This window comes from Brooklawnia cerclae (genome assembly GCF_011758645.1).
In the GTDB taxonomy this organism is placed as follows: Bacteria; Actinomycetota; Actinomycetes; order Propionibacteriales; family Propionibacteriaceae; genus Brooklawnia; species Brooklawnia cerclae.
The window spans coordinates 1,911,134-1,936,765 of sequence record NZ_JAAMOZ010000001.1; the positions used below are offsets into that span (position 1 = coordinate 1,911,134).

Sequence of the window (25,632 nt, forward strand, 5' to 3'; positions counted from 1 at the left end):
GTAATGCCCGGCCGTGGCCGGGATCGTCGGGAGCGGTGGTCGTGTGGGACCCCACCACCACGGGCGGGGCCCCACACCTCCACTCACTCGCTAACGCTCACGCCTGCCAGGTTGATCCCCACACCCATGTAGTTGGGGGCGAACCCGCTGACGCCGGTCGTCGTGATGATGATGTTCGGCGGGTTGTAGAGCCAGTCGCCGGGGGCGTCCTCGACGATCTGGTCGATGGCACTGCTGGTGGCCTCGTTGTACGCCGCATCGTCCGTGGCTTTCTTCGCGTCCGCGAACAGCCCCTGGACATCGGTGTTGTCGTAGCTCCAGTAGTAGTTGGGGTTGGCGTAGTTCGTCACGTTGCGGGGCTCGATGTGGTTGGTCACCGTGAGATCGAACTCGTGCTGGTTGAGCGTCTTCTCAAGCCAGACGGCGGGGAACTCCTGCTGCTCCAAGGTCACGGTGATGCCGATCTCAGCCAGTTCCTGCTGGACGACCTGGGCGATCGCCTGGGCGTACGGTCGGCTCGGAACGGTGAACGTGACGTTCAGGTCCGTGACGCCGGACGATGCGATGAGTTCCTTGGCCTTGTCGACGTCATACGGGTAGGTGTCGGCCAGATCCTCGTAGTAGAGGTCGGTCGGAACCGCGGGGCCTCCGAGAACGGTCCCGTAGCCGCCGGTAGCCGCGGCGAGGATCGCTTCCCGATCGATGGCGTACATCACCGCGTGCCGCACGTCGGCGTTGTCGAAGGGTGCCTCGGTGGAGTTCATCGTCATGACGACAACTCCCTGAGTCGTTCCCGTGGTGACCGTGAACTCGGAACTCGATTCGAACGAAGCGATCTGGTCATAGGCCTCGGCCTGGTACAGCGCGTCCACGCCACCGGACCTCAACGCGTTGGCAGCGGCGTTCGCATCCGCGAAGTAGTCGAGCTCGACCGTCTTCACCAGCGCCGAATCGCCCCAGTAGTCGTCGTTGCGCTGCAGCACCATCTTCACGCCGGTCTCGTACGACTCGAACGTGAACGGGCCGGTGCCGTTGGCCTCGGTCGCGAGGCTGTCGACCGTGTTGGGATCGAACATCGCGCCCAGCGGACCCGCAAGCCAGAACAGCGCGTTGTAGTCGGCTGTGTTCAGCACGACCTTCGCCTCGGTGTCGGAGACTACCTCGACGTGGTCGATCGCCGAGAGGTTACCCGGCGTGTTCGCCGTCCACTCGCCCAGGCGCTCGAGCGAGAACTTCACGTTCTCGGCAGTGAAAGGATCGCCGTTGTGGAAGGTCACGCCCTCCTGCAGGACGAAGTCATAGGTGAGGCCATCGTCGCTGACCGTCCACGACTTCGCGAGGAGCGGCTGAAGTTCGCCCTCGCTGTCGACCGCAACCAGACCTTCGTAGACGTTGCCGACGAGAGCCTGGAAGATGGCCGCGCCGCTGGTCTGCGTGAAGTCGAGGCTGGCCGGGGTGGCCGCCAGGCCGACGCGGAGCGTCGCGTCCGAGGCTGTCGCCCCCTGCGAACTGCTCGAGGAGTCGGACGTGGTGCTGCCGGCATTGCAGGCGCCCAGCAGCATGGCGCCTGCGATCATCAGGCCGGCAACCCCCAGGAGTCGCCGGTGGTGTCTTCTTGTCATCGGAGTCCTTTCGTGGAGCTCGGTTCGGGCTGGATTCGGACGGGATTCGTGCTGCCCTCGGCACGTGCCGTTCGGGATCGGTGGTTCGGGTTGGCGCTCATGCTGGCATGGTCTCCCACACCCGCGGCCAAGGTCTCACTGCCTCCGCCGGGCGGTTGGCCTCGTAGAAGGCGGCCGCACCCAGCGCGGTCAGGTCGTCGTAACGCTGGGCCGCCACCTGCAGGCCGATCGGGCTGCCGGTGCTGGTGAACCCGCAGTTGATCGACACCGCCGGCTGACCCGACATGTTGTAGACCACGCAGAAGCCGATGTGGGACATCGGATCGTTGACGTCATTGGACGGCATCGGCCACTCCGCGGGGAAGGCCGCCCCGGGTGAGACCGGCGAGAGGATCACGTTGTAGCCCTTCGTGGCCGCCAGGGTCGTCCGCGCCATGTGAAGCTGCTCGTCCGCGCTGCGCACCGCGTCCTCACCGCCGATGCCTGCTCCCCCACGGCACCATTCGGCGATGAACGGAAGCATCAGGCCACGGCGGTCCTCCGGAAGGCGCTGGTAGTCGTTCCAGTGCCCGATGCGCCAGAACAGATCGATGAGGTCGATCTCACCACGTTCCAGATAGGGCGGGATGATCTCGACGATCGCCCCGGCCGCCTCGAAGACCTTCGCCGCCCCGCTGACGGCCGCCGCCACCTCCGGGTCGACGTCGGCCCCGTCCCCGACGTCGAGGACCAGGCCGATCCTCGCGCCCCGGGGTTCGAAAGAGGCCTGCGTCCAGGGAACCTCGACCGCGGGCAGGCTGTAGGGATCGCGATAGTCCGGGCCGGTGCACACGGTCATCGCGCGAGCCAGATCGGCGACGCTGCGACCCAGCGGGCCGATGTGGCGTCCGAAATAGGGCGGGTCGACGGGGATGCGCCCGAAGGTGGGTTTGAAGCCGACGGCGCCGTTCCACGATGCGGGCAGCCGGACCGACCCACCGATGTCGCTGCCGAAGTTGATCGGTGCGTACCCGGCGGCCGCCGCCGCACCGCCGCCGCTCGTGGACCCGCCCGGGCTCCAGGCGGGATTCCAGGCGTTCCTCGCGATCGGATGCAGGCTGGACACCCCGGACGACAGCATGCCCAGCTCGGGCATCACCGTTCGTCCCAGCAGCGGCATGCCCGCCGCGATCAGTTTGTCGACCAGCGGGGCGTTCTCGGTCGCGGGCACAGGCACGGTCGCCGCGGACCCCCACGGTGTCGGGATCCCCTCCACCTGCTGGTTCTCCTTGAGGGTCACCGGAATGCCGTCGACCTCACTGAGAGGCGCGCCCGCACGCCACCGCCCGGCGGACTCCTCGGCGCTGGCGAGCGCACGATCCGCGTAGACCTGCTCCATGGCGTGCAGTGTGCCGTCGGCCTCGTCGATCAATGCCAGGGCGTCGGTCACCACGTCGACCGGCGAGAACGTCTCCGAGCGGTAGCCCGCGATCAGGTCTTCGACGCCCATGCCGCTGAGCTCTCCCGTCCTGGTCGTGACCGGCCGCGCCGGTGATTCCGTCGTTGTTCTGGTCGCGTACATCCTTCTCCGTCCCCTCGATTCTGTCGCGCCCGTGCCGGGCGACCGGAGTCGTGCCGATCGCCCGGCGGCAAGCCGCCTGTTCACTTGCCGGTGGTTCGGGCGATCTTCGTGTTGTGGGCCTGGGCGCGCGGACGCACGATCACCAGGTCGAGATTGACGTGCTCGGGCCGCGTGAGCCCGAACGCGATGACATCGGCGATGTCCTCGGCGAGCAGGGGCTGGTAGCCCTCGTACACCTTGGCCGCACGGTCCTGGTCGCCGTCGAAGCGGACGAGAGAGAACTCCTCGGTCGCCACGTTGCCCGGCGAGACCTCCAGCACCCGGATGGGCTCACCGACGATCTCCCAGCGCAACGTGGTGGCCAGCATGCGCTCGGCGTGCTTGACACCGGTGTAGCCGGCCCCGCCCTCGTAGGCCCCGTGCGCCGCCGTTGAGGTGACCACCAACACATCGCCTTCCCCGGCCGCACGCAGCAGGGGCAGCACGGCCTTGGTGACGCGCAGCGTACCCAGCACGTTGAGTTCGTACATCCGCCGCCAACCGTCGATGTCGGCGTTCTCGACCAGATCGAGCCCGAGAGCACCGCCCGCGTTGTTCACCACGGCGTCCAGCCCACCGGTCTGTTCGAGGTGCGCGACCAGCGCGTCGACCTGGGAATCGTCCGTGATGTCGATCGGGTAGGTCTGGCAGCCCGTCTCCGCCGCCAACTCCGACAGGCGGTCGGCCCGGCGAGCCGCCGCGACCACGGTGAACCCGTCGGCGCACAGCCGGCGTACCGTGGCGGCGCCGATGCCCGACGAGGCGCCGGTGACCAGCACGCGGCGCGACGCGGCTCGGGTCATCGGCCGGCCTCCTCGTTCAGCACGTCGGCCAGGATCTGCATGCCGTGCGTCGCCTCCTCCGGCGTGATGACGCACGGGGGGACGACGTGAACGCGGTTGTCGGCGATGGTCGGGATGAGCCCGCCGGCCAGGCATGCCGACTTGATCGCCGCCATCCTGGACGCGGGCAGCGGCTCCTTGGTCGCCTGGTCCGCCACCAGTTCGGCCGCCCAGAAGACGCCGGTTCCCCGCACGTCGCCGACGATGGGGTTGGTGTCGGCGAGCGCGGTCAGTGCCGGCCCGATGACGGTGGCACCCACATCGGCCGCGTTCTCGACGATGTGCTCGTCCTCCATGGCGGTGATCGTGGCGATGATCGCGGCCATCGCGAGCGGGTGGCCCGAGTAGGTCAGACCGCCGGGGAAGACACGCTCGTCGAACGCGTGGGCGATCGGCGAGCTGATCAGCACGCCGCCGGCCGGCACGTACCCGGAGTTGACGCCCTTGGCGAAGGTGATCAGGTCGGGGACGACGTCGTGCTGCTCGAAGGCGAACCAGCTGCCCGTGCGGCCGAAGCCTGCCATCACCTCGTCGCAGATCATGACGATCCCGTAGCGGTCGGCTATCTCACGGACTCCGGCGAGATACCCGGGCGGCGGAACCATGATCCCGGCGGTGCCGGGCACCGTCTCCAGCAGGATGCCCGCGATCGTCTCGGAGCCCTCGGCCTGGATCACCCGCTCGAGATGGTGCAGCGCACGCGCGCATTCCTCCTCGGGGGTGGTCGCCCAGAACTCCGACCGGTACAGGTAGGGACCGAAGACGTGCACATGGCCACGGGCGAACTCGTTGGGGATCCGCCGCCAGTCGCCGGTGGCGACCACCGCGGCCCCGGTGTTGCCGTGATACGAGCGGTAGCGCGAGATGATCTTGTCGCGGCCGGTGTAGAGCCTCGCGAGCCGCATCGCGTTCTCGTTGGCATCGGCGCCGGCGTTGGTGAAGAAGACCTTCTCGAAGGGGGCCGGAGCGTGCGACAGGATCTTGCCCGCCGCTTCCGCCCGGGTCAGGTTGGCCGTGGAGGGTGCGATCGTGGTGAGGATGTCGGCCTGCTCCTTGATCGCCGCGACGACCTTGGGATGCTGGTAGCCGATGTTCACGTTGATGAGCTGGCTGGAGAAATCCACCCAGCGATCGCCCGCGTGGTTCCACAAGGTCGCGCCCTGCCCCCCGGCCACGCTGAACGCGGGCAGATGGGCTTGGGCCGACCAGGAGTGGAACACCCGGGAGTGGTCCGCTGCGATGACCGCGGCATCCAGCTCAGCGCCGGTCGACCCAGCGCCCACCGGGGCCGTCGGATCGTCCACTGTGATCACCTGCGCTGTCGAGGACATACATGCCTTCCTTAGTCCGTCGTACGTCGGCGAGAGCGTCTGTCGACACCCACCGGCTATGTCTGTTGTTTGTGTCACTGTTGTTGTTGAATATTTCTGCGGCGTAACCGCAGGTGCACGGGTCTGTAAATGCTCGTCGCCGAGGCCGGCGACCGCGCCCCACGCCGGTGAGCCGAGGAAGGACGCTCGATGCCCCAGATAACCGCCGCCCAGATCGCCGCCGGCTTGGAAGGACACAGCCCCGCCCAGATCGCTGCCGGGGTCGCCCGCATGGTCAACGAGGGCACGGTGTCGGCCGGCGACAGGCTGCCGATCGTCCGCGACCTCGCCACTCGGCTCGGGGTGAGCACGGGAACCGTCGGGGCAGCGTGGAACACGTTGTCGGCGCTCGGTCTGGTCGAGTCGCGGGGACGCGCGGGGACGTTCGTCCTGCCCACACCGGCCAGCTGGTTGCCGCCACGCTACCGGCGCGCCCGGAACATCGACACCGAGGTGCATCTCGACCTGTCCACCGGCACGCCGGATCCCTCGTTGCTGCCCGACATCCGTGAGCCGCTCATGGTCGCCGCGGCGAACCTGGAACTCGTCCAGGTGAACTCGTATCTGGCTCCCCCGGTGCTGCCGCGGCTCGAATCGCTGCTGCAGGACACCTGGCCGTTCCGGGCCCAGCGCATCACCGTGGTCAACGGCGCGATGGACGGACTGATCCGGACGCTCAACCAGGTGGTCCGCTTCGGCGACCGCGTCGCGGTCGAGAGCCCGGGCTATCCCCCCGTGTTCGACATACTCGACCAGCTCGGGCTGGTTCGCGTTCCGCTCGGCCTCGACCATGCCGGCGCCACACCGGGATCGGTCAAGGCCGCGATCGCGGCCGGCGCCAGGGCCATGATCCTGCAGCCACGTGCGCAGAACCCCACCGGCGTGTCGATGACACCCACGCGAGTGCGTGAATTGGCCACCATCATCCGGGCGCGCACCAGCGGGACCAGCGGCGGCAACCGGCTCGTGATCATCGAGGACGACCACAGCGGCCGGATCGCACCAGTACGTGACATGAGCCTGGGGACCTACCTGCCCGACCGCGTTGTGCACGTCCGCTCGTACTCCAAGACCCACGGCCCCGACCTGCGCATCGCGGGAGTCGGCGGGCCCGCACACGTCGTGGACGCCATCGTCGCCCGGCGGCTCATGGGCGCCGGCTGGACGAGTCGTGTGCTCCAGATGGTGCTGGCCAGCATGCTCACCGACACCCGGGCCCAGGCCGCGGTGGCGCACGCCTCTCAGGAGTACGCCAATCGCCGCACGTTGTTCGCCAAAGCCCTGGCGGACAACGGTCTGGTCATCACCCCGGGCGACGGCCTGACGATGTGGATCCCGGTGGCGAACGAGGAGGCGGCCATGGCGCGTCTCCTGGCGGCCGGAATCCGCGCCTCGGCGGGCAGCGAGTTCCTGGCGCACCCGGAGAACGCACCTGCGCCTGGCTCCGGCGGCCACCTGCGCATCACACTCGGAGCACTGCGCTCGGATTTCGACGCCGTGGCTGCCATCGTGGCCAGGGCCGCTCGCGCATGACCCGGGCCGGACGGACCCGGATCAGCGGGTCAGGCCCTCGACCAACTCGGCTCCCGGGAGGGCCAACAGCGACGCGCCGTGGAGCACGAGCTTCGAACGGCGCACCCCCGACCCGATGCACAGCCACTCGACGTCGCGGACCGTCTCGTCCAGCCAAACCGGCCACTGGGCGCCGAGCCCGACCGGTGTGATCCCGCCGTATTCCATGCCCGAGGACTCCGTCGCCTCCTCCATCGGGGCGAACGACGCCTTGCGCACATCCAACCTGCGCTTGAGTACGCCGTTCACATCGACTCGGCGACTGCCGAGCGCCATCGCGCAGCACCGGCGTTCCTCGCCCTGGCGTCGTCCTGTCACGAGCACCGCGTTGCCCATGACCTCGAGCGGCAAGCCATGGGCCTGACACAACGCATCCGTGTCGGAGATCGTGGGATCGATCTCGAAGACGTAGGCCTCCGGCACGTACCCCAACGCGGCACGCACCGGCGCCCCCAACAACTCCGGGTGCTCGGATGCCGGAACCGGCCCCATCACATCGAACCATCTACTCACCAAACGCCACCCCCGGCCACGTTTCTTACCACATCCGCGAGCGCGTCGAGTTCGTCGCAGGTGTTGTAGAACGCGATCGAGGGACGAACGGTGGCCTCGAGCCCGAAACGACGCAGGGCCGGCTGGGCACAATGGTGGCCGGCACGCACGGCGATCCCCTCACGGCTCAGCGCCTGGCCGACCTCCTCGACCGAGTGCCCGTCCAGCACGAAGCTGAGCACGGTCGCCTTCTGCGCAGCGGTTCCGACGATGCGGACGCCCGGGACACGCCGCAACGCCTCGGTGCCGTAGACAAGCAGCGCGTGCTCATAGGCAGCGATGTTCTCGATGCCCAGGCCCCGTACGTACTCGATGGCCGCCGCCAACCCGACCGCGTCCGCGATGTTCCCGGTGCCCGCCTCGAACTTCGCCGGTGCGGGCTGATAAATCGTCTGCTCGAAGGTGACGTCGGCGATCATGTTGCCTCCGCCCTGGTACGGCTCGGCCTCCTCGAGCAGTTCGCCCTTCCCGTAGACCACACCGATGCCGGTGGGTCCGAGGATCTTGTGCCCCGAGAACACCAGGAAGTCGACGTCGAGCGCCCTCACGTCCAGTGGCAGGTGCGGCGCGGACTGTGCCGCGTCCAGCAACACCGGCACGCCGTGCGAATGCGCGATGGCGATCATCTCGGCGGCTGGGGTGATCGTACCGAGCGCGTTCGCCACATGCGCGAACGACGCGAACCGGGTGCGGGGCGTGAAGAGCCGGGAATAGGCGCCCAGTTCGATCTGGCCGTCATCGTCGATCGGGGCCACCTTGATGACCGCACCCGTCTCGGCCGCGACGATCTGCCACGGCACGATGTTGGCGTGATGCTCCAACCGGGTGAGCACGACCTCGTCCCCGGGCGCCAGCCTCGGCCTGACGAACGACCGCGCCACGAGGTTGATGCCCTCGGTGGTGCCCCGGACGAACACGATCTCGTCGGGCGAGCCCGCGCCGATGAAGCCGGCGACCGTCCGGCGGGACGCCTCGTAGGCGTCGGTGGACCGGGCAGCGAGAGCATGCGCAGCCCGGTGGACGTTGGAGTTCTCGTGCTCGTAGTAGCGGACGAGGCGATCGATCACCGCACGCGGGCGCTGGGTCGTGGCCGCGTTGTCGAGCCACACGAGCGGCTTGCCGTCGACGACCTCGGCCAGGATCGGAAAGTCCTCTCGAACCGATTCCACGCTTCGGGCCCCGACGAAGGCCTGCGAACGCCCACGGGTGGGACGCCGGTCGGCCCGGGTGCCTACGGTCGGCGGCGTGCTGTGCTCCTCGCCGAGACGCACCAGTCGCGGACGGTATTCCTCGGCGTCGGCCGCCGGGGCCGGGATCTCCGGCGCCCACGGCCCGGTCGGTACCCGGGTCACGACGTGCCCCAGCGATGCGGCCGCTGCCGGGACGACCTGTGGCGACAAAGCCGAGGGGACCGTGGGCGTGATCGCTGGTGCAGCGGACGGCCCCGCCGAGGGGGCGGTCGCAAACTCGGGGAAGTACAGGGAAGCCAGCCGGCCGATCTGGCCTTCGAGTGAGGGAGCCCGCCACTCACTCGTAGTCATGGTATTCACCGACCTCGACGTCCTCGAGCACCGCGAGAGCGTCGTCGGCGAGGATCGCGGCCGAGCAGTAGATCGACAGCAGGTAGGACGCCAGCCCGTTGTCGTCGATGCCGCGCAGGCGCACCGACAGACCGCGCGACTGTTCGCCCGGCAGCCCGGTCTGGTAGAGGCCCACCACGCCCCGCTTGGCCTCACCGGTGCGGACGAGCAGGATGTTCGTCCTGCCCGACTTGGCGGTCGGGTTCTTGAGCCCGTCCACGAACAGCTTGTCGGTAGGGATGATCGGGATTCCCCGCCAGGACAGGAAGGTGCCGCCCTGAATGTTCACGGTGACCGGCGGCACACCGCGCTTGGTCGCTTCGCGGCCGAACGCCGCGACGGCTCGCGGGTGGGCGAGGAAGAAGCTGGGCTCCTTCCACACCTTGGTGATCAGCTCGTCCAGGTCATCGGGGGTGGGCGCGCCGTACCGGGGCTGTACCCGCTGCGAGTCGGCGACGTTCTTCAGCAGCCCGTAGTCGTCGTTGTTGATGATCTGCGACTCCTGACGCTCCTTGAGCGACTCGATGGCCAGCCCGATCTGCGTCGCAGTCTGGTCGTAGGGGGCGCTGTAGATGTCGGAGACCGCCGTGTCGACGTTGATGATCGTGGCGATGGACGACAGCTGGTACTCCCGCGGCTTGGTCTGGTAGTCCACGAACCCCTGCGGGATATCGGTCTGGGCGGGATCGCGGCTGCACAGTACCTCGAGGGGACTGTCGCCCTCCACGACCTTGTTCACCCGGAACAGGCCGGTCTCAAGGCCCTTGAACTCGAGGAGCCGCGTCACCCATTTCGGGGTGAGGGCACCGAACTGTGGCGGTGTCTTCGTGACGTCGGCCAGCTGATAGGCGGCTTCGTGCGAGAGCGCGACAGGTTTCGGGGAATCCTTGGTGGCCATGTGGGTTGTCCTCTCGGATGGATGGTTGTGTCGTTGCCGCTAGCCCTGACGCTCGCGCCTGCCCGGGCGTCAGTCGCCGAATTCGCTCGTCCAGTCGGCGACGCCGCCGACGAGGTTGAGCATGTGCCCGCTGTAGCCGGCCCGCTGCAACGCGCGGATGGCGAAGACGGACCGCTGGCCGATCGTGCACAGGAAGACGAGGTCGACGGAGGGGTCGAACTCGTCGATGCGCCGGACGAGTTGTCCGTAGGGCACCGGGCGCGAGCCCGGGAACGGGGCGAGGGACCGCTCGTGCGGCTCGCGAATGTCCACGAGTTGGAGCCGTTCGGCGGCGTCGAGCCGCGCCTTGAGGTCGTGGGCGCTGATGCCGGGCACGGGTTTCGCCTCGGCCTGCGGGCGCAGGCCGCAGAACTGCTCGTAGTCGATCAGTTCCGTGACGCTCGGATCGGTGCCGCAGACCGGGCATTTCGGGTTCTTCGCGATGCCCACTTCATGGAACCTGGTGCTCCACGCCTCGACCAGCAGCAACCGCCCGATGAGCGGGTCGGCGCCGCCGACGACGAGCTTGAGCACCTCGGTGGCCTGGAGCACACCGACCAGACCCGGCAGCACCCCGAGCACACCACCCTCGGCGCACGACGGCACGAGGTCGGGCGGAGGAGGCGTCGGATAGACGCAGCGGTAGCACGGGCCTCGCGTCGAGTCGAAGACGGTCACCTGCCCGTCGAACTGGTACACCGATCCGTAGGCGACGGGCTTGCCGAGGAACACGGCGGCATCGTTGACGAGATAGCGGGTCGGATAGTTGTCCGTGCCGTCGGCGATCACGTCGTAGTCCCGGAGGATGTCGAGGGCGTTCTCGCTGGTGAGAGCCACCTGGTGGGTGATCACCGTCGTAGCGGGGTTGATCGCCCGGATCCGGTCTCGCGCCGAAGCGGTCTTGGGACGACCGACGTCGCGGGTCGTGTGGATGATCTGACGCTGGAGGTTCGACTCCTCGACCACATCGAAGTCGACCAGGCCGATCGTCCCTATCCCGGCCGCGGCCAGGTAGAGGGCGATCGGCGCGCCGAGACCGCCGGTGCCGACGATCAGCACGCGGGCCGATCTGATGCGTTCCTGTCCCTCGATCCCGACCTCGGGAAGAAGGATGTTGCGGCTGTAGCGGCCGAGTTCGGCCTGCGTGAGCGGGGTCAGCCGATCCCCGGGGACTATCGACTCGCTGGGCGACACGGGCTCACTCCGCCCGCCCGGCCGGTTCCGGCGCACCGCCGGCGATCGCCGGGACGAGCAGGATCGCCGAGTCGTCGTCCACATGTGTGGTCACCCCGTCGAGAGAGCGGATGTCCTGCTCCCCCACGAACACGTTGACGAAGCTGCGCAGGTCGCCCCGGTCGTCGAGGATGTGCGGGGCCAGATCGGGATATGAGGCCGCCAGCGTCGACACGACCTCCTCCACGGTGGCTCCCGGCACGGTCAGGCGGCTCTGGCGCGCCGTATAGGTACGCAGCACGGACGGAATGGTCACGATGGCCATGAGTATTGCTCCTTGTCGAATGACTGACGATCGATTGACGCGCGTGCGTCGACGGGGTCGAGCTCGGCTTCCAGCCGAAACTGCGAGCGGTCCTCGGCCAGCGTCCAACTGGTCGTCCGCTCCGCTACCGGCTCGACGGCGACCACGGGCTCGTCGGCTTGTCCGCCGCGGACGGCGACCACGATGTAGCTGAGGCCGGGTAAGGCGTGATCGCGGTCGTAGTCCGAGGGAACCGCCGGATGATCCGGGTGGGAATGGTAGATGCCGACGATCTCCAGGCCCCACTCGGCGGCCTGGCGCTCGGCCTTCAGGTAGTCCAGGGGCTCGATGCGAAACCGGTGGTACCGCTCCTGCGGCTCACGCGAGTTGACCAGCGGCTGCACGTCCTGGACGATGCGCTCCTGCCCGTCCTCGGAGAACCGCCCCAGGAGCACCCCGCAACCCTCGTCCGGGTAGGCCTGCACGGCGTCGATGCGGATTCGTTCGAGGACGACATCGGGAACGGTGATCATGACCGTGCCCCCTCGGTGCCCCAGAACCGGTCGCTGAGATACCGCGACCCCGAGTCCGGCAGGACGGTGACCAGGGTCGATCCAGGTGGCGCCGTGGCGGCCACCCGCAGGCTCGCCGCGACGTTCGCTCCCGAACTGATCCCGCAGAACAACCCCTCGTGGCGCGCCAGGCTCCGTGTCAGGTCGTAGGCATCTTCGGTCGAGATCGGCTGCACGGCATCGATCAGGGTCTCGTCGAGGATGGACGGACGAATGGTCGAGCCCATGTGCTTGGTTCCCTCGATACCGTGCAGCGGCGAATCCGGCTGCACGGCGATCGCCCGCACGCGGGGATCTTCTCGCTTGAGCCGCCGGGCCGTGCCGGTGAAAGTACCCGACGTGCCCATGGACGCGACGAAATGGGTCACCGTGCCGTCGGTCTGCTCCCAGATCTCCGCGCCCGTGCCGAACTCGTGGGCCCGCGCGTTGGCCGGATTGTTGTACTGGTCGGGGTAGAAGTAGGCATCCGGATCACGCCCGACGATCTCGCGCACGGCCTCGAAAGCCCCGTCGGAGCCTTCAGCAGCGCTCACCGTGTCGATCACCCGCGCGCCCAGGTGCCGCATGGTCGATTTCCGCTCCGGGCTGGTGTTCTCCGGCATCACGAGTGCCACGGGCACGCCGATCGCCGCACCGATCATCGCCAGCGCTATCCCCGTGTTGCCGCTGGTGGCGTCGATGATGGTCGGCACCGAGCCACGTGGCCGATCCGCGAGCGGAAACGTCGGATCGGGCAGGAGCCCGCGCTCGATCCCGTCGAGCACCATCGCCGCGGCGGCCCGGTCCTTGACCGAGCCCCCGGGGTTCATGAACTCGGCCTTCGCGAAGAGCCGGACGCCGAGGGGCAGGCGACCGACTCGGGTGAGCTCGATCAGCGGTGTGTGCCCGATCGCGGCGAACAACGGCAGATGGCCGATCAGGGAGTGAACAAAGACGGGTGGAGGCAGAATCGCCATGGAAGATGTCCTCGGGTGTCGTGTGGATGCCGGCGGAATCGCGCGAGGCGGCGAACCCGGCCGGTGTCAGGCCTGGCTCGGGCCTGACACCGGCTTCGAACGCAGGCGGACGAGCAGGCCGTAGAGCTGGCAGCCGAGGCAGAACCCGATGGACGCGTTGAGGAATGCTGCGATGAAGGCGAGCGCGGCGCTGATCGGCACTGCCGCATGCACTCCGACGAGGCCGAGGACGAACCCGATACCCGTGATGACCAGCCCGACGAGTTGCGCGAACCGTGGTGGGGCGGCGTCCTCGGTCTCGGCCGGTGGGGCCAGGCGCGGGCGGACGAGCCGGGCGAAGATCAGGCTCCAGGGGTGGAAGGGTGCGCCGGACGCGCCGATGGCGAACAGCACGGCGATGACGCCGAGCAGAATCAGCGCCGCGAGCCTCTGGCCGGTGAGGGCGAGGACGATGTCCACCGCCAGCAGGACGCTGGTGATGGCGGCACCGAATCGCGGCCCACGCGGGTCGATCTGCCGGGGCCTGGTTTCAGGAACGGTCATGGTTGTCTCCTGTGGTGATCACGTGCAGGTGGTGTTCGAGGTCGTCGGGGCGTGGGACCCCCGCGAACCGGACCCGGACGACTCCTCCGCGGTCCAGCAGCAGGGTGGTGGGGGTCTCCACGACGTTGAAGCGGTCGGCCAGCTCCGGAGACTCCGCGAGGTCGATGTCGAGGTGCGCCACCCCGGGACGCGTCGCGGTGAAGTCGGACAGCCGGCGGGCGGTCGCACGGCAGGGCGCGCAGAACGTCGTCCCGAGTTGGACGAAGGTGGCGAGCTCGCCGAGCGGTTCGCCGGATCCCAGATCGGATGCGGCGACCACGGTGGCGCGCGAGACGGCCCGGCCATGACCTGCGCGGGCGCGCAGGACGATCGCGAGCGCGCCCGTTGCGGCTACCAGCGCGGCCAGGACGATGAGAGCTTGCGGCAAAGACATTGATTGTGCTCCCGGGTCGATGATCGGGAATCGCGAAGACGTCGGCCGACAGGCCCTTCAGGCGGAGCGGTCGTCTTCTTGCGAAGGTGCGGAGTCCACGAGGACGTAGATCTCACGCGGCGGCAAAAGACGACGAGATCACTGGGATTCCGAGGGCCACCCGATGGGGGCCGCACAGGGGATGCGTGCTCGTCGCGGTCAGCACACGGGACAACAGGACACAGCGACGCGCGGAGCGGTCACCATCGGGGTCCTGTTCGTCACCATGGCACCGCAGACTACTACGCGCATGCCCCACCGCCAAGCCCATCGCACCTCCGGCAGCGATCGCGGGGCCCCCGAGGCGTCCCGACACGAGGCCCGCCCGTACTGGGCAGAGGTTTGACATCGGTCGCCACGGGGGATTGAATACCCCCGGTAACCAGATCGTCATGGCGAGGAGCAACCGTGAACGCAATCGTGCGCTCGGTCCCGCAGGCATATGCCGTGCGGGTGTGTTGTCCCTGTCGTCACCGCTGACCGACCGCTCGTCCGCATCCGTATTGCCCGGAATCGAGCCGAGGCGCCAGCCCCGCGCTGATCCGACGATCGTGACCGCCCCCGGTTCGATCTGCCACCCTGTGCACACCGAACCACCGACGGCCCCTGTGATTCGTCACCCACCCGCGAAGGCTTCTTCCGAGCCGCGAAGCGGCGAGAAGTCGGTCCACCACACCACGAACACTCATCCGGCCTGAGGGCACAGCTCTTCGGCCGGACGGCGTCCGGCCCACCGGACGCCGAGTCCGAGCCGGTCGAATGGGCCTGCTCGTGCCATCCCCTGAGCGCTCGGGGACCGGTCACCCACGGTCCCCGAGCCCCGCGATCCGCCCGGCATCAGGCTGCCGGCCTCGCGGCCACCCGGCCTGTTGGAATCGTCTGTGTCGACAAGGAGAGACATGTCACACGTCCACTCGAACACAACCGAGTCGATCGGATCGGCCTGGGCGCCTCCGAACCCACGCGTGGTCGTCCGCCAAGCCGGTCACGACGAGTTCGGGGCGATCGGTGACGTGCTGGACCGCGCCTACGACACGTCCTACGGCATCGACGACGACTACCGCGACGAACTGCATCACCTGGAGCGCTTCGACGGGCTGGCCGACGTGTGGGCGGCGCGCATCGACGACGACCTCGTCGGAGCGCTCATCACGCCTGCCGCCGGTCAACCGAGCAACTACGTGGTGGATCCGCCCGTTCCCGAGATCGGCTTCCGCATGCTCGGCGTCGATCCCGCGGGACGGGGCAAGGGCGTCGCGAAAGCCCTCATCGCGCACGTGATCGAGTTGGGACGCGAGCGCGGCGCCCAGCGTGTCGGGATCTACTCGGCCGAGCACATGCTGCAGGCCCATGCGATGTATCGCAGGCTGGGTTTCGTGCGACAGCCGTGGCGCGACTCGCACATACCCGGCTCCGACGTGCCCCTGTTCGCATTCGTTCTCGACATTCCCGAGGAGCAGAAATGACCACAGAAACCACCGTCCTGCCACAGGCCGATCCCGTCGATTTCGAGAAGTACGGAGAGGCGTCGGGCTGGGCGAAGAACGCGAAGCCCGAGGACAAGGGAGCCTTCGTCCGCACCGACTATCCCTTTCGGGGACGAATCCAGCCCGGGGGCGAGTTTCCCCCCGAGCCCGGGCGATACGTGCTCTACATCTCCTACGCCTGCCCGTGGGCGCACCGGCAGGCCATCGTCCGCGAGTTGAAAGGGCTCACCGACGTCATCGGCCTCGCCGTGGTCGACCCGGTGCGCGACGGACGCGGATGGGCCTTCCGGCCCGGGCCCGATCTCACCCTCGACCCCTACAACGGCTTCACCCTGTTGCGGGACGCCTACGAGGCGACCCAGCCCGGCTACGCGGGTCATGTGTCCGTGCCGGTGTTGTGGGACACCACGAGCGGACGGATCGTCTCGAACAACTTCCCCGACATCTCACTCGACCTGGGCTCGCAGTTCAACCAGTGGGCGAGCGATCCCGGGCTCGACCTCTATCCCGAAGCCCTGCGTCCCCAGATCGACGAGTTGAACGACCTGATCTATCGCACCGTGAACAACGGGGTCTATCGGTGCGGCTTCGCACGCACCCAGGAGGCCTACGACGCGGCCGTCGTCCAACTCTTCGACACCCTCGACCTGTTGGAGGCCCGACTCGCGGATCGCACCTACCTGCTCGGGGAGGCCATCACGGAGGCCGACATCCGGCTGTATCCGACGCTCGCACGGTTCGACGCCGTCTATGCGACCCACTTCAAGGCCAACATCCATCGCCTGGTCGACTACCCCAACCTGTGGGACTACGCACGATTCCTGTACGCGCAGCCCGCGTTCCGCGTCACCACGAAGTTCGACCACATCAAGCGCCACTACTTCGTGACCCATCCGCACATCAACCCGACCCGGATCATCGCCGCGGGATATGCCGTCGACTGGGACGCGCCCACCCGCAGGAACTGACTCGCGGATCGTCCCTCACCACCGGCGAGAGGCCCCGCTCCGTCCCACGAGGCGAGCAGGAGTTGTCTGTGCCCGGCGCGTCTGCTTAGATCTTCCTATCTAAATAGGTAAGCCTCACCTAACTGCGACGCACGGGTCTGCCGTAGAGACTCGTGCCGAGCAGGCTGGGAACACGGTGAGGACGACACCGGAGGGAAGCACGAGCGAAGCGGACGCGCCGGAAGTCCACCCGGCCACCGGGGAGTCGGAGCACGATGCCGCCCAGCCACAGGGCCTGGTTGGCGGGGAGGTATCCCGGCGTCCCAGCCGGCCCGGGGCGTAGATCGTTCACCCTCGCGGTGATTCAGAAGTGGCGGTGGAGGCCACGGCAGGTGGGGTTGCCACCGTGGCCTCCGCCGGTCACCTCACAGACGCCGTGGCGCGAGCCAACGGCCGCTGTGGTGACGGCTCTGTCATCGATCGAGCAACTCGTCCGCGTCCGTCCCCGGAACCGCGACGGTCACCTGGGTGCCCCACGGATCCTCCGCGACGACGGCGCGCCCATCGTCGACGAACTCGATCCCGGCACGCCTCAGCCGCCCCACCAGGGCGTCGAGATCGTCGCGACCGGGCACCATGATCGCCACGTCGCCCAGGCCGAGGCTCGCCGCGCGAGGACCGGCTCCACGACTCTGCCACGTGTTCATGGCGACATGGTGGTGATACCCACCGGCCGAGGCGAACAGCGCACCGGGGTATGTGTCGAGGGTCTTCTCGAACCCGATCACACCGACATAGAAATCGCGCGCCGCGGCGAGGTCACCGACCTGGAGGTGCACGTGGCCCACCCGACCTGCCCGGGCGGTACCCGCATCGACGGCCTCCTGCGTCAGGTGATCGCGCAGGTAGGTGTTCGGGTCGAGGAAGATCGTGTCCATTCTCACGTTGCCGTTGTCGTACCGCCATTCGGAACGATCCCGGTCGGTGTAGAGCTCGATCCCGTTGCCCTCGGGGTCAGTGAAGTAGAAGGCCTCGCTCACCAGGTGATCGGCCGAACCGACGAACCTGCTCCTGGGTTCGAGTGCCGCCCGGTAGACGGTCGCGGCAAGATCCTCCGCGTTCTCGAAGAGGAAGGCCGTGTGATAGAGCCCTGCCTGGCGCGGGTCGACCGGAGGCAGACCCGGGGTGTGGATGAGCCGGAGCATCGGGACGGCGCCCCGCCCCAGCACCCGGTGCACCTCCCTGCCACGGGGGCGTTCGGCGATGGGTTCCAGCACGAGCGCATTGCCGTAGTAGGACGTCATGGTCTCGAGGTCGCCCACACGCAGGGTGACCGCGTCCATGCTGGTTCCGGCGTCCAGGACGCGCTCATCGGTCGCGACTGACCGAAGGATGCCGTCGGTTGCGGTCATGATCATCTCCCTGATCGAAGAGTTGCTTGTCGGAATGCGATCGAGGTCAGCGGATGATTCCGAAGCCGCCGGTCCACGAGATCTTCTCGCCCGCGGCCAGGGTGAGCTGAAGGAAGCCGAGAGCCTCGAGCTCATGGGCGCGCTTGAGCGATCCCGCATCGATCGCGGTCAGTCCGCCCGCCTCGATCGCGGACTTCAGGGCCTGCTTCGCCTCGGCGTCGTCCCCCGCGATGAGCACGGTGGTGGTCAGGTCGCCGACCTTGCCCGATACGAGTGTCGCGGCGAAGGTGGTGTTGAACGCCTTGAGCACTGCGCTGGCAGGAAGCTTGGCCTGCAGTTCCGCCGCTGCGGACGACCCCGCGGGGACGACGAGCGAGTCGAAGGTGGTGAAGTCCAGAGGGTTGGTGATGTCGACCACAGTCTTGCCGGCCAGCTGATCGGCGTGGGCGCTGACGATGCCGTCGAGCGCCGGGTAGGGGACGGCGAGGACGACGATGTCGCCCTCGATCCGCGCGGTGCCGATCTGCTCGTGCGCAACGTAGGCGACGCTGTTCCCGCCGTTGGCGAGGACTCCGCCGATGGCGTTCGCCATGGTGCCGGTTCCGATGATCGTGATGGTGGCCATGAGTTGCTCCTTGTGTGATTCGTGTGCCGCGCGCCCTGCGCACCACGCTTTACTTGTATCTACAACCAACACTGTAGAGCAGGTTAATTGAAGATACAACCATTTGATAGGATGAGTTCATGACGGACGAGACGTTGGCGCCGGACGAGCGCGTGGCCATCGCTCGGCTGCACGCGCTCCTCGAGTTGCTGCCCACGGCGCTCGACCGCGAACTGGCGTCGATCGGGCTCACTTCGTTCGAGTACACGCTGCTGGAAGCCCTGAGCGAGGCCGAGCACCACAGGCTGCGGCTCAGCGCACTGGCCAGCCGCACCAACGCCACGCTCCCCCGCCTCTCGCGGGTCGTGACCGCCCTGGAACGCAAGGGTCTGGTCGTCCGGGCGCCCTGCGCCGAGGATGGTAGGGCGACCAACGCGCTGCTCACCGACGCCGGCCTGGCCGCCCATCGTGCAGCCAGGCCCCGCTACGCCGAGGCTGTGCGGAGCCTCGTGCTCTCCGGGCTGGACGAGAGCGGAATCCACCAACTGGCCGATCTGTCGTACGCGATCCTGGCGAAGCTCGACCCCGACGCACGGCTGAAGATCACGGCGGACGGCGCCTGCGCAGCGGACGGAACAGCGAAGTCTGTTGCCACATGTGCGGCGGACGGAACAACGGAACCCATCGCGTGCGCGGCGGACCCCCAACCGGAAGAAGCCGCGAACTAGGCTCCGAGGAAAAGGGTGTGACGGATCGTCCCCGGCACCGGGGACAGAAAGGTGGCAGCGATGCCGAGATCCTCGCCCGTGGGGGCATGGGGCCGCCTTGGCCGGGGCCTTCCACATCTTTCCTTGTCAAGCGACGGAAGGCTGGCCGGATCGGATGGTTGCAACCGGCTCGCGGGCGGTTGGTCGCTGCGGGACGAGATCATCGAGTTCGGTCCTCTCGTGTCAACCCTGATGTTCTGTGAAGGTGTGGACACCTGGTTGCGCGATGCCGCCTCGGCGACCGTCGACGGCGACGTGATGCACGTGCGAGACGCCGAGGGACGCGAGATCGGGACGCTCGAGCGCGGTTGACCCGGGTTCCGCCCGGCACAGCCCGTCCGGCAGGAACCGATACACGCGCCACTTCAGCGGTGGTACGCGTCCCGGCGGTGGACGGACGCCCGGAAGCACCAGCGGCACCCGACACCGTCCGCCGCTGTTTTCCGCCCGGCGACACACCCGCGGAGGCTCACGTCTAGAGTTGGCGACATCGACAGTCCGGCCGGCACAACGAAGGTCTCGCCAGGAAAGACGACAATGACATATCGCTTCATGCACCCCACATCAGGCACGCCGACAAGGCTTCCCCTCGTCATCCTGGGAGTTCTGGTGCTCGCCCTCGCGGCCTGCACGTCGGACGACACCACCTCTGTCCAGACGCCAACGCCGACCGCCACACCCGTGTCCACCTACTCCGCCTCGAGTTCCGTGCGTCCCAGCACCTCGGGCACCGGTTCCCCGGGAGCCACCACCGCGGCAGCCGAGTGCCCGAACGGGATCACACTGCCGGACGGAGTGGTCTCGCTGGCCTGTGGGTCCGCACCCGACGGCGCCGAGGCGCCCACTGTGCTGGCCGACTCCGCCGCCCTCGGCAACGGCACCGACGAGTACGTGCTGAGAACGCCGAGCGAGAACATCGGCTGCGACCTGTCCGTGGAAGACGTGACCTGTGGCATAGCCGAGCACACCTTCCCCGATCCGTCGGAGGATCCCGCCGGCCAACCCAGCTGGCGCGTCACCGTCAGGCTCGGGACGACCGGTGCCGCGACCAGCGTCTCCCGCAGCGGCCTGCTGGCCAACGAGGCGGCCGACAACGTGCAGATCCTCGCCTACGGCCAGTCCGTGGTGCTCGGCGAGTTCGTCTGCCTCAGCCAGGAGGCGAATCTGACCTGCTGGAACACCACCACCGGCCACGGCTTCATGCTGGCCAGGGACGCGATGGTCACCTGGTGACGCATCAGCCGTGAACGCCGTTCTCCGGCCGTGAACGCCCCCGACACGCGGCAGGCGTCGGCACTACGGTTGTGTGCCTGTGAGCATCGAACGCGTCATCGTCTTCCACGGGTACCAGGCCTCGCCGTCCGATCACTGGTTCGGATGGCTCGCCGACGAGTTGGCGACCACCGGGGCGAGCGTCCGGATCCCCACGATGCCGAACTCGGACGATCCCGACCGTGAAAGCTGGGTCGCCCAGGCTGCCCGCGAGATCGGCGCACCGGACGAGCACACCGCGATCGTCACCCACAGCCTCGGGGGCGTGACCGCCCTGCACGCCCTCGACCGCATCGACGGCGACTGGACGCTCGGCGCCTTCATCGCGGTGGCGGGCTTCGTCCAGCCCCTGCCTGAGCTGCCGCCGCTGGACGCATTCACCGTCCGTGCTCCCGACGTGCACCGAACCACGTCGCGCACGGTGTACCGCCGCGTCCTGCTGTCGGCCGACGATCCGTTCGTGCCGGTGGACCATGCGCTCACCCTGGCCCGCCTGCTGGACGCCGAGACCACGACCTTTCCCTCAGCCGGGCATTTCCTCGGGAGGGACGGCTTCACACGCCTGCCCCACGTGCTCGCGCAGTTGCGCGCACGGGCCTGAGGCCACTCACCCGACCCGGCGTCGTCCCCGGATCCCGGACTCGAACCGGACCGGCTGCCTGCGGGCAGGGTCGTCGGAACCGACCGGGAGAACGCCGAGCGCGCCGTGCTGGTTGATCATGCCCGCGAGCGCATTCGCCCCGCTCGTCAACTCCGACACCAGCGGCCTCAGGTTCGAGAACTGCGAAGCCTCCCCGACGAGCGACAGCGCGCCGAGGCAGTGCCGTCCGTCCAGCACCGGCACGCCCACCCCGACCATCCCCGGCCCGATACTGCCGGACGAGAAGGCGTATCCACGCTTGCGGATGCGGCGCAGTTCCCCCCTGAGCTCCTCCGGCTCCGGCCTGGCGGTCGAAGGCCGCTTGGACGGGCCGTTCAGGGTCTCCTCGACAACCTGGGGCGGGGCGAACGCGAGCAGCGGCAGCACACTCGCCCCCGCATGCAGCGCTCGCAACTGGCCGGGCTGGAAGGCCATCCTGTAGGCACCCTGCCCCCGGACGATCTCGACGCACTTGCCCACCGTGTGGACGCGGATCGCGATCAGCGCGGTAAGACCCGTGTAGTTGCGCAACTGCACGAGCACCGGTGTCGCGAGATGGCGCACCCGCGCCGCGTCCACGGACCGCGCCTCGCTCAGTTTGTCGCTGGGGAGGACGCGATGATCGACCTCCATCAGGTAGCCGGCCCGCACCAACTGACCCACCAGGCGGTAGGTGGTTGATGACGGCAGGCCGATCCGCTCGATGATCTGCGGCACACTGGCGCCGCCCATACCCCGCACCAGGTCGAGGATCGCCAGGCCACGGCCCAGCGCCACCGAGTCGCCGGAGGTCGTGGACGTGCCCCGGCCGACAGACGCCTCCACCTCACTCATAACGTCCCCCGGCTCGATGCCGCAGGGCTCCGATCACTGCTTGCCCGAACATGTCAGACTCCGCTCGCTGGGAAATGGCTACTGGACTGGTGGCAGCCCATTCCCAGCGACCGCGATACGGCGCTAGTGGGAGTTCGCCCAGTACGGAGACTGGGAACGCGCTGCCGGCATCAGAGGCGACAGCAAGAGTTCGAATCAACCAGAACGAGGCCACGCGTGGCGGACGATCCCGCAGGCGCAGACGCACGCAAGTCCAGGCCCGACAAGGCCCGGTACATCGCGTTTCGGCTCATTCTGATCCCTTCGACAGCCCACCGATATCGACGGCGGCCTGGCCGGAAGACTAACGGCGAACAGCCGCCGCTCCCAAGGCCATTCCCACACTACGAGAAATTCGGTGCGATGGCCAGGTGATGCATCGCGCCACTTGGGCAAACACGATTTCGAAGGGTAACCCCCCGACAATTACCCCCCGGGGGTGTGGCTACAGTGTCCCGCATGATCAACGCAGGAACGCTCTCCGGTCGTCTCGGCCGCACCCTGCGCTCCGTGGTGCGGGGCGGCATGCCCCCGGCGCTCTGTACGAGCCGCCGGGTCGCTTGTTCGTGTTGTTGACCCGGCACCATCCCGGCTGTCGCCCTCGGCGTCACGCGGTCTCCCGCGTCCTCGCCCACGTCACCCGATGCGACACCAGCCTCTCGAACTGACACACGTCCCTCCGAACGCCGATCGGCGCGTCCCCTCACGGAGACCCTGACCGCGGTCGCCCCCGCCCGGGGAACCGCACGCCGATCCGCCGTGCCAGTCCGAACAGCCCGCGTGGACTCCATGAGCCCGCGGCGCGTCCCTACCCCATCCATCCCCTCCGACAAGGATCCCCACCACCCATGTCCACACCATCGATTCCCGCTCGCCTCCGGCATCGGCACGCTCTCGCCCCGGCGAGCATCACGATCGCCGCCGTCATGCTGGTCGCCGGCTGCTCGTCCGGCACGACACCCACGGACGAGTCCTCCGCAGAACTCGGCGACGCGTACATCGTCAACACCGGCGGCGTCGACGCCGGCCTCCCGGACGCCGGTCCGTCCCTGTCCGTCGTCGATCGTTCGACCGGCCAGGTGAGCCAGACGATCGAACTGCCCAACGACGGCGACCATGCCGAGGTCGGCCACTTCGTCAACATCTCCGCCGACGGCACCCAGCTGTGGCTGGGCACCCGCTCCGACGAGACCGAGGCCGGTCACGGCACCGTGCGTGCCTACGACCTCGCCGCACTCCACGAGACCGGCGTGATCAGCTACGACGACTCGGACGCGATCCAGCACAGCTTCGACGTCGGCAGCGGCGTGCAGAACGTGAGCACGCCGGACGGGCGCTTCTTGTTCACATCGTCCGAACAAGGGACCAAGGGCATCAACATCTTCGACACCGAGACCGGTGAGTTCATCGGCAACATCCCCAACGACAACACCTCGCCGCACTCGGGCGCCGTGTCGCCTGACGGGAAGACCTACTACACCACCACGGCAGAGAAGCACCACGTCGTCGGCTACGACATCAGCGGCCTGCCCGACACGGTGCCGTCCGATGCCGATCGGGTGCTCGATCTCGACATCGGCTACGGCTCCCTGCACGCCTTCGACATCGATCCCACCGGGAACTACCTGTTCGTGGGCAACTCCGACTGGCAGATCCCCGAGGGTGCCACCCCGCGCTCCGGTGTGAACATCATCGACATCTCGACCGGCACCCCGACCATCGTCGCGACGGTTCCCGGGCGCCCGCACAACTTCACCATCTCCGCCGACGGCACATACCTGGCCTCCACGGAACTGAAGGCACAGGCGAAGGCGAACGACTGCGACGCGGGAGCCGCCGACCTCGGCAACCGACTGCAGTTCATCGACGTCTCGACGCTCCAGGACGCCGACCCCGACTACTCCACGATCACCGAGGTCTACTCGTACGACACCCCGGGATTCGGCGGCAGCCACGCCATCTGGGACGAGGCGACCGGCTGGCTGTACTACACGGTGATCGACAACGAGTCCGGACAGGGGTATCTCCACGTGCTCGACACCTCCACACTCGACGACGCGAGTCCGTCGGTGAGCACGGTGCTGGACGCCCAGGAGATCGGTTGGAACCCCCACGGCCTCGTGATCCCCGGGCGGAACGGCCGATGAGTCAGTCCCGAGGCGGCGGTCATGCCGGTTCGCGCCGAGCCACCCTGGTCGGCGCGGGCGGCATGGCCGCGGTCGGGGTCGTCTGGTCCCTGGCCGGTTGCTCGGCCAGCCACTCGCCCGACTCAACGGTTCCGGCATCCTCGTCGCACGCGAACGGGGCCTCGGCAACGGCCGGGTCGAGCGCCGAGGCCACCGCCGGCGGCGACGTCTACCGGGTGAGCGGTGAGGACAACCCTCCCGGCGGGCCCGAGCCGTTCGAGGTGGAGGTCACGCTGGACGAGAACGTGATCACCGCGGTGACGTTCACACCGCAGGCCACCAACTCCGAGTCGAACCGTTTCCAGCGCATCTTCGCCAAGCAGATCAGCGACCAGGTGCTCGGCAAGACGCTGGACGAGGCCCGCGCCGTCCGGATCTCGGGCGCCTCGCTGACTTCCGAGGGCTTCGCGGAGGCCCTCGCACAGATCGAGCAGCAGGCCGGGTGAGCCGGCCGCGAGTGATGACCGAGTCGGAGTTCCATGCCACCGGCACTCGCTGGCGCATCGACACCGCGCGTCCACTGGATGCATGGGTCGCCGACGCCGTACGCGATCGCATCGACTCCTATGAGGCCGCCTTCTCGCGGTTCCGGCCCGATTCGACGGTGGCGGCCGCGGCCAGGCAGGCGGGGACGTTCATGTTCCCGCCCGAGGCCGATCCGCTGTTCGACGTCTACCGGCGTCTCGACGAACTCACGGGTGGGGCGGTCAACCCCCTCGTGGGGGTCAGCCTCGCCCACCTCGGGTACGGGGCGGTGCCGACCCTTCGTCCCCGACCGGGCGCGAGACCGGCACCGGTCTTCGGCGAGGTATGCCACTGGGACGGCCGTTGTCTGCACACACGGGAGCCGGTGAACCTCGATTTCGGCGCGGCCGGCAAGGGACAGATAGCCGACCTCGTCCTGCAGATGCTGCGGGACGAGAGCACCGTCGGGCACGGACCGGTGGTCGTCGATGCCGGTGGCGACATCGTCCGTGACGCCGGCGCACGCCGCGACGCCGAACGGGTGGGGCTGGAGAGCCCGTTCGAGCCGGGACGGGTGATCGGGGTGTTCACGCTCGGCAGCGGTGCGGTCTGCGGATCCGGTGTCGGACGGCGCGCCTGGGCCGGACGCCATCACGTGCTGGACGCGCGAACCGGGGAACCGGTCACCGGGATCGTCGCCACCTGGGCCATGGCGTCCACCGCTCTGATGGCGGACGCCGCAGCCACCGCGCTGTTCTTCGCCGACCTCGACGAGGTCTGTTCGGCCTTCATGGCTGTGGGCGTCCGGGTCAGGGCCGACGGGTCCGTCGAGTGGTTGGACGATCCACGGTTGGAGATCTTCACAGAACATCAGGAGAGCTGAC

At 68.3% G+C, this 25,632-nt stretch carries 26 protein-coding genes; 10 read left to right on the forward strand and 16 right to left on the reverse strand.

Features of this window, described 5'->3' with window-relative positions; translation table 11 throughout:
• Window positions 1-83 precede the first annotated feature (83 nt).
• The 4 genes from FB473_RS08790 to FB473_RS08805 all read right to left on the reverse strand — a co-directional run bounded on the left by FB473_RS08790 (window position 84) and on the right by FB473_RS08805 (window position 5,395).
• On the reverse strand, window positions 84-1,622 hold the full coding sequence (locus FB473_RS08790; RefSeq protein ID WP_167166542.1) for an ABC transporter substrate-binding protein: 1,539 nt from the start codon (window positions 1,620-1,622) through the stop codon (window positions 84-86).
• Between the two features lie 97 nt (window positions 1,623-1,719).
• Entirely contained in the window at window positions 1,720-3,111 is a 1,392-nt protein-coding gene (locus tag FB473_RS08795; RefSeq protein WP_167166544.1) for an amidase, read from the reverse strand.
• 152 nt (window positions 3,112-3,263) lie between these two features.
• Window positions 3,264-4,025: an SDR family oxidoreductase gene (locus tag FB473_RS08800; RefSeq protein ID WP_167166546.1), complete on the reverse strand. Its 762-nt coding sequence runs from the start codon at window positions 4,023-4,025 to the stop codon at window positions 3,264-3,266.
• Window positions 4,022-5,395, reverse strand: a complete 1,374-nt coding sequence (locus FB473_RS08805; RefSeq protein ID WP_167166548.1) for an aspartate aminotransferase family protein — start codon at window positions 5,393-5,395, stop codon at window positions 4,022-4,024. The genes FB473_RS08800 and FB473_RS08805 overlap by 4 nt, the downstream gene beginning before the upstream one ends.
• A gap of 189 nt (window positions 5,396-5,584) precedes the next feature.
• Here FB473_RS08805 and FB473_RS08810 point away from each other — a divergent pair, with 189 nt between their 5' ends.
• Complete coding sequence (locus FB473_RS08810) at window positions 5,585-6,967, forward strand: aminotransferase-like domain-containing protein (protein WP_167166550.1); 1,383 nt, start codon at window positions 5,585-5,587, stop codon at window positions 6,965-6,967.
• 21 nt (window positions 6,968-6,988) lie between these two features.
• Here FB473_RS08810 and FB473_RS08815 read toward each other — a convergent pair whose 3' ends face one another.
• From FB473_RS08815 to FB473_RS08855, 9 genes are all read right to left on the reverse strand, one after another.
• Window positions 6,989-7,498 (reverse strand): YbaK/EbsC family protein, encoded by a 510-nt coding sequence (locus tag FB473_RS08815; protein ID WP_167169368.1) that lies wholly within the window; start codon window positions 7,496-7,498, stop codon window positions 6,989-6,991.
• Between the two features lie 17 nt (window positions 7,499-7,515).
• Window positions 7,516-9,099, reverse strand: a complete 1,584-nt coding sequence (locus tag FB473_RS08820; RefSeq protein ID WP_167166552.1) for a cysteine desulfurase — start codon at window positions 9,097-9,099, stop codon at window positions 7,516-7,518.
• Complete coding sequence (locus tag FB473_RS08825) at window positions 9,086-10,036, reverse strand: family 2A encapsulin nanocompartment shell protein (protein WP_167166554.1); 951 nt, start codon at window positions 10,034-10,036, stop codon at window positions 9,086-9,088. Before FB473_RS08825 ends, FB473_RS08820 begins: the two co-directional genes overlap by 14 nt.
• Window positions 10,037-10,105: 69 nt before the next feature.
• Window positions 10,106-11,269, reverse strand: a complete 1,164-nt coding sequence (moeB, locus tag FB473_RS08830) for a molybdopterin-synthase adenylyltransferase MoeB (RefSeq protein ID WP_341770079.1) — start codon at window positions 11,267-11,269, stop codon at window positions 10,106-10,108.
• 4 nt (window positions 11,270-11,273) lie between these two features.
• A complete protein-coding gene (locus FB473_RS08835; protein ID WP_167166558.1) occupies window positions 11,274-11,573 on the reverse strand; it encodes a MoaD/ThiS family protein in 300 nt (99 codons plus the stop codon).
• Window positions 11,561-12,085, reverse strand: a complete 525-nt coding sequence (locus FB473_RS08840; protein ID WP_167166560.1) for a M67 family metallopeptidase — start codon at window positions 12,083-12,085, stop codon at window positions 11,561-11,563. Before FB473_RS08840 ends, FB473_RS08835 begins: the two co-directional genes overlap by 13 nt.
• Window positions 12,082-13,080, reverse strand: a complete 999-nt coding sequence (locus tag FB473_RS08845) for a PLP-dependent cysteine synthase family protein (protein ID WP_167166562.1) — start codon at window positions 13,078-13,080, stop codon at window positions 12,082-12,084. The genes FB473_RS08840 and FB473_RS08845 overlap by 4 nt, the downstream gene beginning before the upstream one ends.
• A 66-nt stretch (window positions 13,081-13,146) precedes the next feature.
• A complete protein-coding gene (locus tag FB473_RS08850) occupies window positions 13,147-13,623 on the reverse strand; it encodes a DUF4395 domain-containing protein (RefSeq protein WP_167166564.1) in 477 nt (158 codons plus the stop codon).
• Window positions 13,610-14,056 (reverse strand): TlpA family protein disulfide reductase, encoded by a 447-nt coding sequence (locus tag FB473_RS08855; RefSeq protein ID WP_167166566.1) that lies wholly within the window; start codon window positions 14,054-14,056, stop codon window positions 13,610-13,612. Before FB473_RS08855 ends, FB473_RS08850 begins: the two co-directional genes overlap by 14 nt.
• A 938-nt stretch (window positions 14,057-14,994) precedes the next feature.
• Between FB473_RS08855 and FB473_RS08860 the strand changes: the two genes are divergently transcribed.
• Window positions 14,995-15,561, forward strand: a complete 567-nt coding sequence (locus FB473_RS08860) for a GNAT family N-acetyltransferase (RefSeq protein ID WP_167166568.1) — start codon at window positions 14,995-14,997, stop codon at window positions 15,559-15,561.
• Window positions 15,558-16,550, forward strand: a complete 993-nt coding sequence (locus FB473_RS08865; protein ID WP_167166570.1) for a glutathione S-transferase family protein — start codon at window positions 15,558-15,560, stop codon at window positions 16,548-16,550. Before FB473_RS08860 ends, FB473_RS08865 begins: the two co-directional genes overlap by 4 nt.
• A 452-nt stretch (window positions 16,551-17,002) precedes the next feature.
• Here FB473_RS08865 and FB473_RS08870 read toward each other — a convergent pair whose 3' ends face one another.
• Both FB473_RS08870 and FB473_RS08875 read right to left on the reverse strand, forming a co-directional pair.
• Window positions 17,003-17,941, reverse strand: a complete 939-nt coding sequence (locus tag FB473_RS08870; RefSeq protein WP_208390496.1) for a VOC family protein — start codon at window positions 17,939-17,941, stop codon at window positions 17,003-17,005.
• 46 nt (window positions 17,942-17,987) lie between these two features.
• Window positions 17,988-18,566, reverse strand: coding sequence for an NADPH-dependent F420 reductase (locus tag FB473_RS08875; RefSeq protein ID WP_167166572.1), 579 nt, complete (start codon window positions 18,564-18,566; stop codon window positions 17,988-17,990).
• A gap of 119 nt (window positions 18,567-18,685) precedes the next feature.
• On the opposite strand from FB473_RS08875, the gene FB473_RS08880 reads away from it, so the two are divergent.
• The 4 genes from FB473_RS08880 (at window position 18,686) to FB473_RS08895 (ending at window position 21,185) form a co-directional block, all read left to right on the forward strand.
• Window positions 18,686-19,273: a MarR family winged helix-turn-helix transcriptional regulator gene (locus FB473_RS08880; RefSeq protein WP_167166574.1), complete on the forward strand. Its 588-nt coding sequence runs from the start codon at window positions 18,686-18,688 to the stop codon at window positions 19,271-19,273.
• A 123-nt stretch (window positions 19,274-19,396) separates the two neighbouring features.
• A complete protein-coding gene (locus tag FB473_RS08885; RefSeq protein WP_208390497.1) occupies window positions 19,397-19,624 on the forward strand; it encodes an META domain-containing protein in 228 nt (75 codons plus the stop codon).
• A 225-nt stretch (window positions 19,625-19,849) separates the two neighbouring features.
• Window positions 19,850-20,545, forward strand: coding sequence for a hypothetical protein (locus tag FB473_RS08890; protein WP_167166579.1), 696 nt, complete (start codon window positions 19,850-19,852; stop codon window positions 20,543-20,545).
• Window positions 20,546-20,624: 79 nt separating this feature from the next.
• Window positions 20,625-21,185 carry an alpha/beta hydrolase gene (locus tag FB473_RS08895; protein ID WP_167166581.1) on the forward strand — a complete coding sequence of 187 codons (561 nt, stop codon included), beginning with the start codon at window positions 20,625-20,627 and terminating at the stop codon, window positions 21,183-21,185.
• Window positions 21,186-21,191: 6 nt separating this feature from the next.
• On the opposite strand, the gene FB473_RS08900 is transcribed toward FB473_RS08895, so the two are convergent.
• The gene (locus tag FB473_RS08900) at window positions 21,192-22,058 is read right to left on the reverse strand and encodes an IclR family transcriptional regulator (protein WP_167166583.1); all 867 of its coding nucleotides are present in this window, start codon (window positions 22,056-22,058) and stop codon (window positions 21,192-21,194) included.
• Between the two features lie 887 nt (window positions 22,059-22,945).
• Here FB473_RS08900 and FB473_RS08905 point away from each other — a divergent pair.
• From FB473_RS08905 to FB473_RS08915, 3 genes are read left to right on the forward strand one after another with little or no spacing between them, the layout of a single operon-like run.
• The gene (locus FB473_RS08905) at window positions 22,946-24,244 is read left to right on the forward strand and encodes a YncE family protein (protein WP_167166585.1); all 1,299 of its coding nucleotides are present in this window, start codon (window positions 22,946-22,948) and stop codon (window positions 24,242-24,244) included.
• Entirely contained in the window at window positions 24,241-24,729 is a 489-nt protein-coding gene (locus FB473_RS08910) for an FMN-binding protein (protein ID WP_167166587.1), read from the forward strand. Before FB473_RS08905 ends, FB473_RS08910 begins: the two co-directional genes overlap by 4 nt.
• Window positions 24,726-25,631, forward strand: coding sequence for an FAD:protein FMN transferase (locus FB473_RS08915; protein WP_167166589.1), 906 nt, complete (start codon window positions 24,726-24,728; stop codon window positions 25,629-25,631). Before FB473_RS08910 ends, FB473_RS08915 begins: the two co-directional genes overlap by 4 nt.
• Window position 25,632: the final 1 nt, after the last annotated feature.

Excerpts from the sequence above, each read along its gene's own strand:
- FB473_RS08790 (WP_167166542.1), bottom strand. The coding sequence starts at position 1,622 with ATGACAAGAAGACACCACCGGCGACTCCTGGGGGTTGCCGGCCTGATG.
- FB473_RS08865 (WP_167166570.1), top strand. The coding sequence starts at position 15,558 with ATGACCACAGAAACCACCGTCCTGCCACAGGCCGATCCCGTCGATTTC.
- FB473_RS08805 (WP_167166548.1), bottom strand. The coding sequence starts at position 5,395 with ATGTCCTCGACAGCGCAGGTGATCACAGTGGACGATCCGACGGCCCCG.
- FB473_RS08875 (WP_167166572.1), bottom strand. The coding sequence starts at position 18,566 with ATGGCCACCATCACGATCATCGGAACCGGCACCATGGCGAACGCCATC.
- FB473_RS08820 (WP_167166552.1), bottom strand. The coding sequence starts at position 9,099 with ATGACTACGAGTGAGTGGCGGGCTCCCTCACTCGAAGGCCAGATCGGC.
- FB473_RS08880 (WP_167166574.1), top strand. The coding sequence starts at position 18,686 with ATGACGGACGAGACGTTGGCGCCGGACGAGCGCGTGGCCATCGCTCGG.
- FB473_RS08835 (WP_167166558.1), bottom strand. The coding sequence starts at position 11,573 with ATGGCCATCGTGACCATTCCGTCCGTGCTGCGTACCTATACGGCGCGC.
- FB473_RS08840 (WP_167166560.1), bottom strand. The coding sequence starts at position 12,085 with ATGATCACCGTTCCCGATGTCGTCCTCGAACGAATCCGCATCGACGCC.
- FB473_RS08900 (WP_167166583.1), bottom strand. The coding sequence starts at position 22,058 with ATGAGTGAGGTGGAGGCGTCTGTCGGCCGGGGCACGTCCACGACCTCC.
- FB473_RS08905 (WP_167166585.1), top strand. The coding sequence starts at position 22,946 with ATGTCCACACCATCGATTCCCGCTCGCCTCCGGCATCGGCACGCTCTC.
- FB473_RS08870 (WP_208390496.1), bottom strand. The coding sequence starts at position 17,941 with ATGACCGCAACCGACGGCATCCTTCGGTCAGTCGCGACCGATGAGCGC.
- FB473_RS08855 (WP_167166566.1), bottom strand. The coding sequence starts at position 14,056 with ATGTCTTTGCCGCAAGCTCTCATCGTCCTGGCCGCGCTGGTAGCCGCA.
- FB473_RS08800 (WP_167166546.1), bottom strand. The coding sequence starts at position 4,025 with ATGACCCGAGCCGCGTCGCGCCGCGTGCTGGTCACCGGCGCCTCGTCG.
- FB473_RS08845 (WP_167166562.1), bottom strand. The coding sequence starts at position 13,080 with ATGGCGATTCTGCCTCCACCCGTCTTTGTTCACTCCCTGATCGGCCAT.
- FB473_RS08890 (WP_167166579.1), top strand. The coding sequence starts at position 19,850 with ATGACATATCGCTTCATGCACCCCACATCAGGCACGCCGACAAGGCTT.
- FB473_RS08815 (WP_167169368.1), bottom strand. The coding sequence starts at position 7,498 with ATGGGGCCGGTTCCGGCATCCGAGCACCCGGAGTTGTTGGGGGCGCCG.
- FB473_RS08825 (WP_167166554.1), bottom strand. The coding sequence starts at position 10,036 with ATGGCCACCAAGGATTCCCCGAAACCTGTCGCGCTCTCGCACGAAGCC.
- FB473_RS08810 (WP_167166550.1), top strand. The coding sequence starts at position 5,585 with ATGCCCCAGATAACCGCCGCCCAGATCGCCGCCGGCTTGGAAGGACAC.
- FB473_RS08910 (WP_167166587.1), top strand. The coding sequence starts at position 24,241 with ATGAGTCAGTCCCGAGGCGGCGGTCATGCCGGTTCGCGCCGAGCCACC.
- FB473_RS08850 (WP_167166564.1), bottom strand. The coding sequence starts at position 13,623 with ATGACCGTTCCTGAAACCAGGCCCCGGCAGATCGACCCGCGTGGGCCG.
- FB473_RS08795 (WP_167166544.1), bottom strand. The coding sequence starts at position 3,111 with ATGGGCGTCGAAGACCTGATCGCGGGCTACCGCTCGGAGACGTTCTCG.
- FB473_RS08860 (WP_167166568.1), top strand. The coding sequence starts at position 14,995 with ATGTCACACGTCCACTCGAACACAACCGAGTCGATCGGATCGGCCTGG.